The organism is Ruegeria sp. D7 (genome assembly GCF_056534355.1).
The window spans coordinates 1-13,644 of the sequence record NZ_JBQFPG010000018.1 but is presented as its reverse complement, the minus strand read 5'-3'; the positions used below and the strand labels follow the sequence as shown (position 1 = coordinate 13,644).

13 protein-coding genes and 1 pseudogene are annotated in these 13,644 nt (G+C 51.2%); 5 read left to right on the top strand and 9 right to left on the bottom strand.

Going from position 1 to position 13,644, the window contains the following annotated elements:
• Nucleotides 1-21 precede the first annotated feature (21 nt).
• On the top strand, nucleotides 22-732 hold the full coding sequence (locus ACRZ9U_RS19085) for a GntR family transcriptional regulator (RefSeq protein WP_170408174.1): 711 nt from the start codon (nucleotides 22-24) through the stop codon (nucleotides 730-732).
• Nucleotides 733-744: 12 nt separating this feature from the next.
• Nucleotides 745-1,845 carry a Gfo/Idh/MocA family protein gene (locus ACRZ9U_RS19080; protein WP_170408172.1) on the top strand — a complete coding sequence of 367 codons (1,101 nt, stop codon included), beginning with the start codon at nucleotides 745-747 and terminating at the stop codon, nucleotides 1,843-1,845.
• 9 nt (nucleotides 1,846-1,854) lie between these two features.
• Here the strand turns inward: ACRZ9U_RS19080 and ACRZ9U_RS19075 are convergent, their stop codons facing one another.
• The 8 genes from ACRZ9U_RS19075 to rfbF all read right to left on the bottom strand — a co-directional run bounded on the left by ACRZ9U_RS19075 (nucleotide 1,855) and on the right by rfbF (nucleotide 10,063).
• Entirely contained in the window at nucleotides 1,855-3,711 is a 1,857-nt protein-coding gene (locus ACRZ9U_RS19075; protein WP_170398548.1) for an SLC13 family permease, read from the bottom strand.
• A gap of 131 nt (nucleotides 3,712-3,842) precedes the next feature.
• On the bottom strand, nucleotides 3,843-4,619 hold the full coding sequence (locus ACRZ9U_RS19070; RefSeq protein WP_170408170.1) for a rhamnosyl O-methyltransferase: 777 nt from the start codon (nucleotides 4,617-4,619) through the stop codon (nucleotides 3,843-3,845).
• A gap of 1 nt (nucleotide 4,620) precedes the next feature.
• The gene (locus ACRZ9U_RS19065) at nucleotides 4,621-5,367 is read right to left on the bottom strand and encodes a formyltransferase family protein (RefSeq protein WP_170408168.1); all 747 of its coding nucleotides are present in this window, start codon (nucleotides 5,365-5,367) and stop codon (nucleotides 4,621-4,623) included.
• On the bottom strand, nucleotides 5,364-6,494 hold the full coding sequence (locus tag ACRZ9U_RS19060) for a DegT/DnrJ/EryC1/StrS family aminotransferase (protein ID WP_480761931.1): 1,131 nt from the start codon (nucleotides 6,492-6,494) through the stop codon (nucleotides 5,364-5,366). Before ACRZ9U_RS19060 ends, ACRZ9U_RS19065 begins: the two co-directional genes overlap by 4 nt.
• Entirely contained in the window at nucleotides 6,482-7,705 is a 1,224-nt protein-coding gene (locus ACRZ9U_RS19055; protein WP_170408166.1) for a class I SAM-dependent methyltransferase, read from the bottom strand. Before ACRZ9U_RS19055 ends, ACRZ9U_RS19060 begins: the two co-directional genes overlap by 13 nt.
• Nucleotides 7,702-8,250 (bottom strand): dTDP-4-dehydrorhamnose 3,5-epimerase, encoded by a 549-nt coding sequence (rfbC, locus tag ACRZ9U_RS19050; RefSeq protein ID WP_170408164.1) that lies wholly within the window; start codon nucleotides 8,248-8,250, stop codon nucleotides 7,702-7,704. The genes ACRZ9U_RS19055 and rfbC overlap by 4 nt, the downstream gene beginning before the upstream one ends.
• Nucleotides 8,250-9,299: a CDP-glucose 4,6-dehydratase gene (rfbG, locus tag ACRZ9U_RS19045; RefSeq protein ID WP_480893836.1), complete on the bottom strand. Its 1,050-nt coding sequence runs from the start codon at nucleotides 9,297-9,299 to the stop codon at nucleotides 8,250-8,252. Before rfbG ends, rfbC begins: the two co-directional genes overlap by 1 nt.
• A complete protein-coding gene (gene rfbF / locus ACRZ9U_RS19040) occupies nucleotides 9,296-10,063 on the bottom strand; it encodes a glucose-1-phosphate cytidylyltransferase (protein WP_170408162.1) in 768 nt (255 codons plus the stop codon). Before rfbF ends, rfbG begins: the two co-directional genes overlap by 4 nt.
• A gap of 615 nt (nucleotides 10,064-10,678) precedes the next feature.
• On the opposite strand from rfbF, the gene ACRZ9U_RS19035 reads away from it, so the two are divergent.
• Nucleotides 10,679-11,893, top strand: coding sequence for a TIGR00180 family glycosyltransferase (locus ACRZ9U_RS19035; protein WP_170408160.1), 1,215 nt, complete (start codon nucleotides 10,679-10,681; stop codon nucleotides 11,891-11,893).
• A 197-nt stretch (nucleotides 11,894-12,090) separates the two neighbouring features.
• Here the strand turns inward: ACRZ9U_RS19035 and ACRZ9U_RS19030 are convergent.
• A pseudogene (locus ACRZ9U_RS19030) lies at nucleotides 12,091-12,366 on the bottom strand (IS3 family transposase); the annotation flags it as partial.
• Here ACRZ9U_RS19030 and ACRZ9U_RS19025 point away from each other — a divergent pair.
• Together ACRZ9U_RS19025 and ACRZ9U_RS19020 are read left to right on the top strand one after the other, a co-directional pair.
• Entirely contained in the window at nucleotides 12,361-12,951 is a 591-nt protein-coding gene (locus ACRZ9U_RS19025; protein ID WP_480761937.1) for a hypothetical protein, read from the top strand. The pseudogene ACRZ9U_RS19030 and the gene ACRZ9U_RS19025 sit on opposite strands and share 6 nt — an antisense overlap.
• A 13-nt stretch (nucleotides 12,952-12,964) precedes the next feature.
• On the top strand, nucleotides 12,965-13,195 hold the full coding sequence (locus ACRZ9U_RS19020) for a hypothetical protein (RefSeq protein WP_170408157.1): 231 nt from the start codon (nucleotides 12,965-12,967) through the stop codon (nucleotides 13,193-13,195).
• The last annotated feature ends 449 nt before the right edge of the window (nucleotides 13,196-13,644 follow it).

The window sequence follows — 13,644 nt, the reverse complement described above, 5'->3', positions numbered from 1 at the left end:
CGACCGAGTGAAGCGCCCTCAATGTCCGCCAACAGCCGCAATCCAAATGCCCTGCCGATCTATGTCCAGATCTCAGAGCTTCTGATCCGCGATATAGCTGCGGGCCGTCTGATTGATGGTGAACGTCTTCCGCCTGAACGGGACATGGCTTCGAACCTCAATGTCTCGGTCGGGACCTTGCGAAAATCGCTCGCCGAGCTTGAGAAAAAAGGCATGTTGGAGCGTATTCAGGGTTCGGGCAATTACATTCGTGAGACCGGAACGCAGAACAGCGTCTATGCCATGTTCCGGCTGGAACTGCCCGAAGGCGGCGGGTTACCGCGTGCAGACATCCTGTCGGTTGATCATCTCAAGAAGCCTGCGAAACTGCCGAAGTTCGGCCTGTCTGATAGCGGTTCGCGTGTACGCCGGATGCGTTATCTGAATGACACAATCATCGCGGTCGAAGAAATCTGGCTGGACGAATCAGCCGGGACCATCGACCAGAACCTGCTGTCCGACTCGCTTTATCGCTATTACCAGCAACAGCTTGGCTTCTGGATCACACGGGCAGAGGATCGCGTTTCTGTCAGTGCCCTGCCCGACTGGACTCCTGAAGGCTTCACCAAACCTGCGGGCCAAGCCGCAGGGTATATCGAACGGTTCAGTTGGTCTGAGAAAGCTGATCCTATCGAGTTTTCAAAAACATGGTTTGATCCAGATCGAGCCACATACGTTCAACGCCTGAAATAAAAGGAACTGCGCATGACCCGGACCACCAACTACGGGCTGATCGGATGCGGTATGATGGGGCAGGAACACCTGCACAACATTGCTCTGCTTGAGGGCACACGAGTCGCCGCAATCTTCGAACCCGACCCGGAGATGGCGCATAAGGCGCAGGCGATTGAACCCGACGCGCAGATGGTGTCTTCCCTACAGGACCTTCTGGCAGTCAATGATCTGGACTGTCTGGTCATCGCCAGCCCCAACCACCTGCATGTTGATCAACTGGCCGAGATTGCGAAAACCCGCCCACTGCCACTGTTGATCGAGAAACCGTTGTTCACTGATCCCACCGATCTTGCACGGCTTGAGGAGTTGGAACGCAGTTTTCCGCACCCGATCTGGGTCGCAATGGAATATCGCTATATGCCCCCGATCACGGCGCTGATCGATGAAGCAGCGACCGCAGGTGGTGGGATCAAGATGCTCACGATCCGCGAACACCGCTTTCCGTTTCTCGAAAAGGTCGGCAATTGGAACCGGTTCAACCGTAACACTGGCGGTACATTCGTCGAAAAATGTTGCCACTTCTTCGACCTCATGCGCCTGATCCTGCAATCAGACCCGGTTCGTGTTTCCGCAAGCGGAGGCCAAGCTGTCAATCATTTGGACGAAGTTTATGACGGCGATACTCCAGATATTCTGGACCACGGCTATGTCATTGTCGATTTTGCTTCGGGCGCGCGCGCGATGCTCGAGCTTTGCATGTTTGCCGAGGGTTCGCGGTATCAAGAAGAAATCTCGGCCATTGGGCGCGATACCAAAATCGAAGCGCTTGTGCCCGGCCCGGGCCGCTTCTGGCCCGAACATCTGGGCGACGCGCCTGTACCACAGCTGATCATCAGCCCTCGCGCACCGAAAGGTCCAATCCAGCGCGACATCCCCGTTGATCCCGAGTTGCTGGCGGCTGGCGACCACAATGGCTCGACTTATTACCAGCACAAAGGCTTTCTGGAGCTGGTCAGGGGCGAGCGCGCCAAACCCGAGGTCTCACTGCGTGATGGGATTTGGGCCGTGCGTATCGGCCTTGCCGCACAACAGGCGTCAGAGCAGGGCCAAACGATCAGCCTAGCTGGGTAATTAACAGGGTCAGAAAATCACATTCAGCATCAACAGTGAGACGATCAAGAAGATGATCGTCATGATCCCGCCCGAACGGACGAAATCGGTCACTTTGTACCCAGCTGGCCCCATGATCAGCGCATTTACCTGATGGGTCGGGATAATGAAACTGTTCGAGGTCGAAATCGCGACGGTTAATGCAAAGACCGCCGGGTTGGCACCCGCCGCAACCGCAATTGAAACCGCAAGGGGCACCAACAGAACCGTCGCGCCGACGTTTGACATGACCAGAGAAAATGCCGTCGCCAGAATGGCGACGCCCGCCTGTAGCGCCCAATTCGGCCATCCATCCAAGATGATCATGATCTGTTGCGCAATCCATGCCGCAGTCCCGGTATTCTGCACCGCCTGACCCAACGGGATCAGACACGCCAGCAGAAAGACCGTGTTCCATCCAACTGCTCGATACGCCTCGTCAACACTGAGCACCCGGGTCAACATCATTCCTGCGGCTCCGGTCAGCAAACAGAGCGACAACCGCACATCCGTGAACAGGATCAGCGACAATGAGATCAAGAAGAACAAGAGCGCCCAGCCTACCTTTTGCGGGCGCAATTCGTCCTGCGGGAAATCAGACGTGACCACAACAAAATCCGGATCACGCTTTATCCGCATCAGGTTGTCCCAGCGGGTATGAGCAACCAACATGTCGCCAGCCTTGAACTTCTCAAGCCCGATCTGGGTGGATTCATGCGTCTCAGTCTCGACATGACTCAGCGTCTCTTCACCCCTGTGGATGGCGAGCAAAGACATTCCGTAGGTTTTACGGAACAGCAATTCGCGAGGGCATTTGCCGATCAGCTTGCTGTCAGGCGTCACGACCACCTCTGCGACCCCAGCATTCGTGGGTGCGAACTCTTCGACAAACACATCCAGATCAGGCAGCACCGTCAGCCCATACTTTTCGGCAAACTCTTCGACAACCCAGCGCCGACCCACAATCGCCAATCGACAAGGCGCAGCAATCTCGGCTGTTAGCACCTGAACCATCGAGGTCTTGCCACGGTAAAAGGTCGAGATGATATAGAGATGATTTTCAAAGTTGATGTCGGCCAGTATCTGCCCGACCAGCGGGCTGTCGGCCGGAACCACAACCTCGAACACATCGGCCTTCAGCCCGTAGACCCGCTGAAGATATTCCTGAGTCCCGCGCCCGGTACCCGTACTCTCCGACCCTGAATCGCCCGGCAGCACCCAACGTCCCAGTAGCAGGAAATATGCGATCCCCGTCAGGATCAGCACCGCACCGATGGGGGTAACGGAAAACAATCCAAAGGGTTCCATCTTCTGGGCTTCGGGCAGCCCTTCGTTTGCAGTTTGGATCAGGTCATTCAACAGAATAAGCGGCGAGGACCCGACCATCGTCATTGTCCCCCCCAGAATGGCACAAAACCCCATGGGCATAAGCAAACGTGACAACGGAATACCCGATCGCGATGAGATACGGCTAACCACCGGTAGGAACAACGCCGCCGCCCCGACATTTTGCATGAATGATGAGATAACACCGACTGTGCCCGAAACGATCGGCAGCACTCGGTTTTCAGACTTACCACCATATTTCAAAATGACGGACGCGACCTTGTTCATTAGGCCCGTTTTATCCAAACCCGCACCTACGATCATGACCGCAATGATCGAAATCACGGCATTGGACGCAAACCCGTCAAACAGATGAGGAACATTTGCCAGATTTTCGAGACCCGGTGCATAACTCAGCAGACCCACAATGACCAACACCAGGATGGCCGAAAGATCGATCCTTACAATCTCGGACACAAACAAGAACACCGTGAAGGCCAAAAGCGCCGAGACCACACCCATTTCGTATGTAAACGCCAATTGCTCCACTGGGATCACCTGGTTCCAAAAGCAAATCTAATAGGCACTTCTAGGCAATCAGCGCGGGCCTGTCATGGACTTTGTCTGTTTGGTCGAAATCCACCGTGACAAAACTACCGGCGTCGTAAGAAGCCGTCCGGTGCCACCGAAATTTGCAGCTTGTGATCGATACTCTTGTCGATCTCGAAATCAGGATTGACTTTCAACCAATCATGAACTGCAGTCTTTGGGTTGTCTCCAGGTCCCCATGGACGATCAGTGAACTTAGTGGGAGGCATATCCTCAACGATTGTATCGAACACAATGCAATAGCTACCCGAAGAAACAAGCGGGGCATACGCATTTAACTCGGCAAGCACATGATCGTGTGTATGATTGCTGTCGAGACAAACAAGTACCTTTTGGTAATCTTCAGCAGCAGTTCGAACCTGGTCCACAATGTCTTCGTCAATAGATGAGCCTTGAATCATCTCGATTCTGGAGGCCATCGGATGCTCTTCTATGGCTGCACGATTGTGGGCGCGAATATCAATGTCAATGCCAAGCACTTTGCGTTTGGGACTAGCGGGGTCAAGCGTCTTGCCCGCTTCTACGGCGTCGCAATACTCTAACATCGCGAGAAGTGAGGCCGAGTAAATCAGTGATCCGCCATGTGCGATGCCCGTCTCGATAATCAGATCAGGCCTGACGTTCCAGACGATTTCCTGCAAGGCAACAATGTCCTGAGGATATTGGATTATCGGTCTGCCAAACCAATCAAAGTGATAGGAGTATTTATGCGAGTTCGCTTGCTCGAACCATTGCCTGGTAAGGTCCGAGAAGTCGGTATCTGCGCCTGCCCTGGCGATTTCTATTTCACATTCTAATTTGAATTTTTTGTGTGGATCCATGTTACTTTCTCGTTATTTCAATTCGAACCTCGAAGGCTTCGTCCCCGTCTTGGAAACTGCAAGCTGGATGTCCAGGAAAGGTTCGGGCTCGTAGAAGATTCAAAAGGGCCCGAGTGGTTGTTGTTTCATTTAGATCAAGCTTACTCGCTGGTTCTAGTTCCGAAGCGAGGTGAAATGAGCCCACATTTCGTTCTTGTTCGATTGCAGGTAGCTGACCAGCACGAACTGCTTCCCAAGATCTGCAAACCAGACCGACCATTTCAACTTGGGCCTTTTCATAGAGCGTACCGCCGGTATCGGTCCACCCATATGGTATTGACGATTGAGCAATGATTGGACCGTCATCAATTCCGGGAGTGACTCCGTGCAAAGAAACTCCGAAGGGTGCTTCTTCCACGATTGCCCAGAAATTGTAGTGCTTTCCTCTGTTGTACGGCAGAAAGCTAGGATGAGTATTCAGGAATCCCCTACGGGCCCTAGACAGCAAATTTCCACTTACCAAATGCGGCCACCATGCCAAAAGACCGAGATCGAACTCATCAGCTCCAAGCCACTCTAGTAGCTCGTCCTCGCCTAGGAAGGTGGTAGTGTTGATTCCACAACTACTTGCAACATTAGAGATTTTGTTTTTATCGGTCGTGATAATAGCGGCAATGTCGTCGAGGTAATATCGAGTTAAGTGCTTGGCGATACGATACCCTACCTCGCCATCGGCCATCAAAAGAGTTTTGCAGGTTGCTAGTTTCATTGTGTACCCGAGCACTGGATGGTTCTAGAGATCACACTAACGACTCTCTCAATCTGCTCATGGTTTATATCGTGATAGCTCGGCAAATTTATCGCACGGCAAGGGATATCCCATGCATGAATATTCTCAGAACAATCTGAGAACATTTCAAGCGAACTCAGGGGCCAGAAAAACACCCGAGCATCAATGTTGGCTTCAGCAAACGCGGCCTGCAATATCTCGCGAGTGACCCCAGTTTCTTTTGTAAAAACGACAGTCGGCATCCATGCGCCATTTATGCCATCGGATGGTTCTGGATTTAGTGAAATGCCTGTTTCATTTATTAACCTTGTCTTGTAGCCCGCCAGAATTTCCTTCTTTCGCGCCGTAAGCTCGTCGATGCGCTGAAGCTGGGCACAACCGATCGCTGCCTGAATATTGGACATCTTATACTTGAAGCCAATCATATCGGCCCAGAACTGGCGGCTTTGCCCTCGCACGCGCCCATGATTAGACAGCGTCAGAACCTTTTCGAACAGCTTTGTGTCATTGGTTGCGAATAACCCGCCCTCGCCGGTTGTCAGGGTCTTGGTGCCATGGAATGAGAACGTGGAAAACAAACCCATCGAACCAGCTTTTTTTTCCAACCACTCCGATCCGATCGCCTCTGCTGCATCTTCGATCACTGGAATTCCATAACGCTCACCAAGCGCCAACAAGGCCGTCATGTCTGCCAGATTACCATAAAGATGCGTCGCGATAATGGCTCTAGTACGAGGGGTAATTGCCGCATCAGCCCGTTCAGGATCGATGCACCATGTGACCGGGTCAATATCAACGAAGACCGGGCTTGCACCCAGATGCTTCACTGGAGCCACTGTGGCAATCCAATTGGTGTCGGCCAGAATTACTTCGTCGCCAGGTCCAATACCTAGCGCAGCAAGGCCCATATGCATCGCACCCGTACAGCTAGAGGTGGCGATGGTGTGTTCCACACCAAGATATTTCCCAAACTCGTTTTCGAACCGATCAATGTACTCATAGCATTGGGCACCCCATCCATGCCGCGCTGCATCTGCAGCGTATTCGACCTCAAGTTCAGTAATTGATGGCTTTGTATATGGTATCCGATTGGTCATCTGATGCATAACTCAGGCACAAATGTCACGAAGGCTGAACCTGCATCAGCCAAATCCGCCAACTGAGCGGTAATTTCACCCGCGATATTCCATGGCAGTATTAAGATGTAGTCAGGCCGGCTGTCGTTCAGCTCTTGGGGCGGGCGGATGGGAATATGGCTACCCGGCAGGAACTTGCCTTGCTTGGATGGAGCCGCGTCCGATACGAATTGAATCAGGTCTCTGCCGACGCCTGCAAAGTTAAGCAACGTATTGCCTTTTGCGGCCGCTCCATACGCGCTGACGGTCTTGCCGCTACGCTTGGCCTCCAGTAGGAAAGAAAGTGCCATGTCCTTAACCGTTTCTACGCGAGATTGGAAAGCAATGTATGGTTCCTGGGTCTCTAGACCCGCGGCTTGTTCCTTAGCCAAAACGCTTGCAACCGAGTCGGTTAGAAGATGTGACGCATCATGCAAACATCCGTATACTCGCAGGCTGCCACCGTGGGTTGGGAGTTCTTCGACATCGAAGATACGCAATCCCGCCATTTCAAAAATCCGCCGCGCCGCGCCTAACGAAAGATACGAGAAGTGCTCATGATACACAGTATCAAATTGACATTCATCTAGAAGCCGGAGCAAATGAGGGAATTCCAGAGTAACAACACCCTCTGAATTCAACACTGTTGCCAACCCAAGAGCAAAGTCATTGATGTCGGGCACATGTGCAAATACATTGTTGCCGCACACAAGATCAGCCTTGTGGCCTTGGGCTACCAGTTGCTGCGCCAGCGTTTCACCGAAGAAGGCCCGCATTACTGGAATGCCAATGCGTTCCGCAACTTCTGCCGTGGCATCAGTAGGCTCGATACCCAGGCAAGGTATTCCTGCCTGCACGAAATTCTTCAGCAAGTAACCATCGTTGGAGGCAACTTCGATCACATAAGAGTCAGCACCCAGATTTAGCCTTTGGGTGATTGTGCTTGCATACTCAGCGGCATGCGAAACCCAGGACTGTGAAGTCGATGAAAAATATGCGTAATCCGCGCGAAAAATCTCATCTGCTCTGGCGTAATCTTCTGTTTGGACCAGCCAACACTGTTCACACACACGTAACCGCAAAGGAAAGGTGACTTCAGGTGCATGCAGATCGGCCTGCGTAAGATAGGCATTGGAAGGTGGTGCAAACCCGAGGTCAAGAAAGGCCGGGCCGAGCGGATGATAGCAGTGACGGCATTTCATGACTCTAGCGGCTCCAGTTCGGCAAGTAGTGGCAGAGCACGATCTCTAGGTGAGATCACAGTTTTTGACAACGGCCAGCCGATACCAATCTCAGGATCGTCGAAATGGACTCCACCGCTGTACTCAGGACTGAAGGGAATCGAGTGCAAGTACACCATCTCGACATCATCTGTCATGGTCTGGAAACCATGGGCAAATCCCTCCGGAATGTACAACGCAACGCGGTTGTCTGCGCTGAGCTCCTGAGCGATCCAATGTCCAAAGGTCTCTGATCCGGATCTCAAATCAACGGCAACATCAAAAATCGCGCCCTGCACGACGCGCACAACCTTTGCCTCTGCAGCCGGGGCTCGTTGAAAGTGAAGCCCCCTGATTGTGCCCATATGCCGAGTATAAGAAGTGTTAATCTGTGCGATTTCCGAGAACAAGTGTCGCGACTGAAACTCTTCGCTACAAAAAGAACGCGCAAAAAAACCGCGATCATCCTCAATACGATTTAAGTCGATACGCAGCACATCACTGATCATCATCGGTTCGAATTTCATCACTCGGCCTTTTCGAACTCTTCAATATCAGCATCTACTAGGGTTTTTGCATCGACGCCTGAGCTGAATTGCCGATACCAATCGACTGTGCGGGTTACTGCCTGGTCAAAGTTCCAGCGAGGCGCCCACCCCAGCAGGGAATTCGCCTTGTCTATTGACAGTGTCAAGCGGCCAGCCTCGTGTGGTGCATTTGTTTCGCTTTGATATCTGACCTCACCCGGCCAAGCGTTCAAGCTGGTTGATACCAAATCTTGAACGGGACGTTGATCGGAAACCACAGGACCGAAATTAAAGGCAGTTTCCAAATCACTACGACCATCAAGCAAACCATCAGCCAGATCCATGTATCCCTTCAAAGGTTCCAGAACATGCTGCCAAGGTCTTATCGCGTGCCGGTTGCGCACGACCAAAGCTTGACCATCTCCAAACGCGCGGGCCAAATCGGGCAAGATGCGGTCTTCGGCCCAATCCCCGCCACCAATTACGTTACCCGCTCTGGCCGTCGCAACTCGAACTGGCGAACCCGAAAAAAACGATGATCGGTAGCTTGCAATAGCAATTTCCGCTGCCGCTTTACTGGCGCTATAAGCATCATGACCACCAAGCTGGTCATCCTCGAAGTAGGGCGCATTCTGTTCAAGATTCTTATAAACTTTGTCGGTAGTGACGATCACGACCGCAGTGGGCTTGTCTCTCTCTCGCAAGGCATCAAGAACGTTCACCGTCCCCATCACATTAACATCCATCGTGCCTTGCGGCTCGCGATAGGATCGGCGGACAAGTGATTGGGCTGCGAGGTGAAACACAATGTCGGGATCAGCATCGGCAACACGTGCGTTGACATTCGCCGAATTGCGGATATCGCAAATCGAGTGATCCATACGCTCGGCCAACTCGAGCTCATCAAAAAGACAGGGTGAATCTTCGGGCGCCAATGAAAGACCAAAGACTTTGGCACCGCGCGATAGCAGCCAATGCGACAACCAGGCGCCTTTGAATCCTGTGTGTCCCGTGAGCAGGACACGGCGTCCCTTCCAGTCGGTCGTCACCTCCAGACTCTCCACGGCGGCTTCCCACTAGCCCAAAGATCTTCCAGAAAGTTCTTGTCTCTCAGCGTATCCATAGCCGACCAGAAACCATTATGTTTATAGACTGCCAGTTGTTTGTCAGCCGCCAGCGCCTCCATTGGTTCACGCTCCCAAAGCGTGTCATCACCGTCAATACGATCCAGAACGGACGGCTCACATACGAAGAAACCACCAGATACCCATTGTCCGTCACCTTTCGGTTTCTCTAAGAAACTTTTGACCCGCGCACCTTCGACCTGAATTGAGCCGAAGCGTCCGGCCGGTTGAACAGCGGTCACGGTCGCCTCCACACCTTCTGCCTCGTGGAATGCTATAAGTTCGCTGATATCAATGTCGCTAACCCCATCTCCGTAAGTAAGCAGGAACCGATCGTCCAGATGCTCGCGCACACGCACGATTCTTCCACCCGTTTGTGTCATCTCTCCCGTATCAACAAGTGTGACACGCCAAGGTTCCGCATGGCGTTGATGTACCTCCATTCGATTTTCCTGAATATCGATCGTGATGTCTGACATATGCAGAAAATAATTTGCGAAATACTCTTTGATTATGAATCCCTTGTAGCCGCAACATATTACGAAGTCGGTTATCCCATAAGCTCCGTAAATCTTCATTATGTGCCACAGTAGTGGACGGCCACCGATCTCAATCATCGGTTTAGGCTTCAAGTGAGATTCCTCACTAATCCGGGTACCGAGTCCACCGGCAAGCAAAACAGCTTTCATCTAGTTCCTAAGACCTTCTGTAATTTTGCTATGATGCGCTGACTTGCGCAAAGATATACCACCTAGCCACCCTATGCTTCCCTAAAACCGCATAGCTTTATACCCAGTATTCATCCAGTAGCGGCGCACTGTTCGATCGCCTAAGCCTAACCCCACAATCACATCTTTTTACTACAAGCGAGACGAGTCCAAACAAAGGAAGCTTGCACACGCCAACCGCTCGCCAACAGTAAATTCGGGAACTCTAAACCAGTTTCCAACTACAAATGCAACTGAGCCGGGATGTTGGCTTAAGTCATGAAATGTAGCGTGAAGCCGCTGCTTCAATCCGTTAAAAAGCGTTACAATCATACCTGCCTGTAACATTGAGGCGATCCTTTGCCGCAGTTTCTGTTCCGGCAGTGCAAATCCCAGTTAAGGAAGGTGCTGCATAACGATGGCGATCCAATCTCGCGGCCTGCACAATACAGTTGGTAGTGTCGCGAACAAGCACAATGAAGTAGTTTCTGTCAGCTGTAATTTTGCGAATAGAAGGAAGGTTGCAGTCGTCTAGGTTTGCTGCAAGAACCGAAGCAGTCAAACTAGGTTTAGTATCAAGCTTGGACGCATAATACGATGGTATGTTTTGAAGATCTAACTCTTGTCATCCCAACTTTTGAGCGACAACAGCTAGTGCTGTTAGCAATGTCATATTGGAATGAGTTAGGTGTCGAGCTGCATGTGATCGACGGATCGGAGAAGCCAATTCCCACTGAAGCACTGCCGCAGAGTCAAAAAATACATTACTATCATATGCCTGCACCTCTGTTCGACCGATTGAGTTTCGCAACAGAAATAGTCCAGACGCCATTCTGCGGTCTGATCTCAGATGACGAATTTTTCTTACCAACCGGCCTGAGAGCATGTTTGACAGAACTTTCGAACGACCCAGAACTGGTCGCATGCATTGGAAGGGCACTTGCCTTTGATGCAACATCCGATCGGGTTGAAGGAGTTCCTGCTTACCCTGAAATGGCCGGGCGCCGAATTGACCAAAAGACTGCTGCCGAGAGGGTGAGAGCACACTTGGGAGACTATCGGCCTTCCACAATTTATGCAGTGACAAGGACGGATGTTTGGAAAAAGGCATTACGTGCATCGGTAGCAAAGTCTTTCCCCGTATTTGCCCTTCCTGAACTCAGATTCGAGGCCGCAATCGCGTACCAAGGTCCAAGCCGAGTGATACCGGTACTGAGTTGGCTTCGAAATGTAGGCGAACCGCCTAAACGCGGACAAGATGAAACCTTAGATGTGCGCAACACATTCCATGAATGGTGGAATGACGAAAACAAATTTGATCAGCGCTGCGAGTTTCTAAGCTTAATGGCCGAGCATCTTCGAACAGATGCCGCGTCAGATGAAGAGCGTCAAATTGTACATGATCTAGAACAAGCGTTCACACATTATGACAATACCATCCAGGAACGAAAGACAGCTTGGCAAACACGAAACTCGGCTGCTCGATCTGATCGGGTAGTAAAAAAGAAACAAAACTTATTGCAAAGGTTTCAAAAACTAATTTTTGGAGCCGGTGACAAAACCCCGCAATCCACTCATTCCACGAAAGGACGGCAAAAACCCATAATGGAGAAAAGCTCATCAAATCAAAAGTCAAATGCTCCTAGAAGAAAAGATATCTTTCTCGCCGTTGAGGATTTGCGAGCAGAAGGTGTGCTTGTTAACTTGAATGAAATAGAAAAAGTAGTGCAATTGATGGGGTTTATGGCAGATCGATCCACGTTTTCAACGCGCGATGACGGAAGTCAAAACCACCCTCGCCAGACTAGCTAACAAATTCTGATATCTTGCTGTGATCCTATCCTCCCTTGAAGCGTTCCTCGTTAAGTAAAGGAGAACGTAGGAACCACAAGGCCATTGACCCAGCGCCTTTGAACCGGGCATTTTGGATGCTGGCGTCTGCCATCAGAGACTTTCGGACAAACTGCGCTCTGATCTAAGAAAGAGTGCGGTTCATCTGGATGGATTAACTATGCAGCGGATTTACGGCGAAGCAAGTCCCGGTTTTCGATGGTCTTTCGTTTGATCACTTGTCGTTGTTTCAGAATGGTCTGTCCTCGTCCGATATATACGTCAGCGGGTATAAGAGCTAGCCGGCTTTCGAGGTGGCGACGGTGACTGTAGTAGTCGACGAAGGCGTCGATCTGCTGCGTGAATTCGCCAGGAAGCAAATAGTTTTCCAACATAATGCGGTTCTTGAGGATCCGATGACAGCGCTCGATCTTGCCTTGGGTTAAACAATGGCATTCGGTGGTTTTATCCATAGTTCTGATTCCATATACCAAGATATTCCATCAGAGCAGTATCAGCTTCCGACGCTTTACCTGTCACGTGCTCAAAACTGTGAAGTCATCATTTATGACAAGCGCCGCGAAGTCACCGACAAGAAAAAGCTGATCTGGTGGGAAATCTGGAACGCCAGTCTTGAACGGGTTGGTTTGCCTTCTTTGGATCATACTAACGCGTCTCAGATGCATGCTCGACTGTCAAAGGTTTTTGGAACCAGAACGCAACTTACTCGCCTGCGTAGAAAAATTAGTGACAGTTTGCGAGACCTCCACAATGGAGTTGCGCAGTTTGGAAGAGCGCTCGACGAGCAGGATCGACGTCAGACTAAATGGCTTAGTACAGTGCATCGAGCTACTGATGAAATGACTTCTAAAGTCCGTCGCTACATTGATCGACTTGCTGACCGAAGAACAAAACCACACCACGCTGGAAGAGAACTTGCAGACCAGTTTGAAGCTAGCGAGAGCCGCCGAAACTCTGCTGCAAGAGAGCTAGACGAGCAGTTGATAGAAAAAGACCGCGATTACGGTTTCCATCTTTAGTCTGGGATAAGTCATGCTGTTTCAACACGAACGCTTCACCATGAGTTTTCGTCTAGCTCTTGATTATGGAATCGACTATCGAACTTTTGAAAAAGTGCTATGCTTGCAACCCAGCATCCCGCTTACCGCTGTTGCCGATTTTCGCGATGTCCCATCCCTGATTGAGAAGCAAAAATATACGGTCCCCGATCAGGAAGTGCGACATGCATCCGGCAGTTCCGCAATAAAGAGATACGGCGCTTGAACACGCGAAACCAGACTCATTCAGAACCCAGTCGTGTTTTAGATCTCCGTCGAGATCGACCCTCTCAACCGCACCCCAATCTAAGTCAAACTAACCGTCGTTGAACGACGCGCAGGCCTGTGCGGCCAGATCAACGTTTATCCGCAAACCGGTTGGAAGCTGCGAAACGTCAGCCGCGAAAGCTGTTGAGGTCCAATCTAGGCCCGAAACCAGTACAATACCGGAAGCCAAACATTTCATCTGACGCACTATTTGGAAGCTGATTGGAAGGAGGTATCAATTGCACTGATCATACCTGTAGTCCCCATATTCCAGCCAGTTTACCGAGCCTTCGCTAAATATCAGAAACTCGGACCTTTCTTCCCCTAGCAGGGCGACGACAAATCCGGCCGGTGGCTCAGAGTTTCCGAAGTAACTGTAGGCCGTCATGGCTCTAATTGACTCACCGT

What these genes read in the sequence shown, in the direction of transcription:
- ACRZ9U_RS19085 (WP_170408174.1), top strand. Translation starts at nt 22, where the DNA reads ATGTCCGCCAACAGCCGCAATCCAAATGCCCTGCCGATCTATGTCCAG.
- ACRZ9U_RS19080 (WP_170408172.1), top strand. Translation starts at nt 745, where the DNA reads ATGACCCGGACCACCAACTACGGGCTGATCGGATGCGGTATGATGGGG.
- ACRZ9U_RS19075 (WP_170398548.1), bottom strand. Translation starts at nt 3,711, where the DNA reads ATGGGTGTGGTCTCGGCGCTTTTGGCCTTCACGGTGTTCTTGTTTGTG.
- ACRZ9U_RS19070 (WP_170408170.1), bottom strand. Translation starts at nt 4,619, where the DNA reads ATGGATCCACACAAAAAATTCAAATTAGAATGTGAAATAGAAATCGCC.
- ACRZ9U_RS19065 (WP_170408168.1), bottom strand. Translation starts at nt 5,367, where the DNA reads ATGAAACTAGCAACCTGCAAAACTCTTTTGATGGCCGATGGCGAGGTA.
- ACRZ9U_RS19060 (WP_480761931.1), bottom strand. Translation starts at nt 6,494, where the DNA reads ATGCATCAGATGACCAATCGGATACCATATACAAAGCCATCAATTACT.
- ACRZ9U_RS19055 (WP_170408166.1), bottom strand. Translation starts at nt 7,705, where the DNA reads ATGAAATGCCGTCACTGCTATCATCCGCTCGGCCCGGCCTTTCTTGAC.
- rfbC (WP_170408164.1), bottom strand. Translation starts at nt 8,250, where the DNA reads ATGAAATTCGAACCGATGATGATCAGTGATGTGCTGCGTATCGACTTA.
- rfbF (WP_170408162.1), bottom strand. Translation starts at nt 10,063, where the DNA reads ATGAAAGCTGTTTTGCTTGCCGGTGGACTCGGTACCCGGATTAGTGAG.
- ACRZ9U_RS19035 (WP_170408160.1), top strand. Translation starts at nt 10,679, where the DNA reads ATGGTATGTTTTGAAGATCTAACTCTTGTCATCCCAACTTTTGAGCGA.
- ACRZ9U_RS19025 (WP_480761937.1), top strand. Translation starts at nt 12,361, where the DNA reads ATGGCATTCGGTGGTTTTATCCATAGTTCTGATTCCATATACCAAGAT.
- ACRZ9U_RS19020 (WP_170408157.1), top strand. Translation starts at nt 12,965, where the DNA reads ATGCTGTTTCAACACGAACGCTTCACCATGAGTTTTCGTCTAGCTCTT.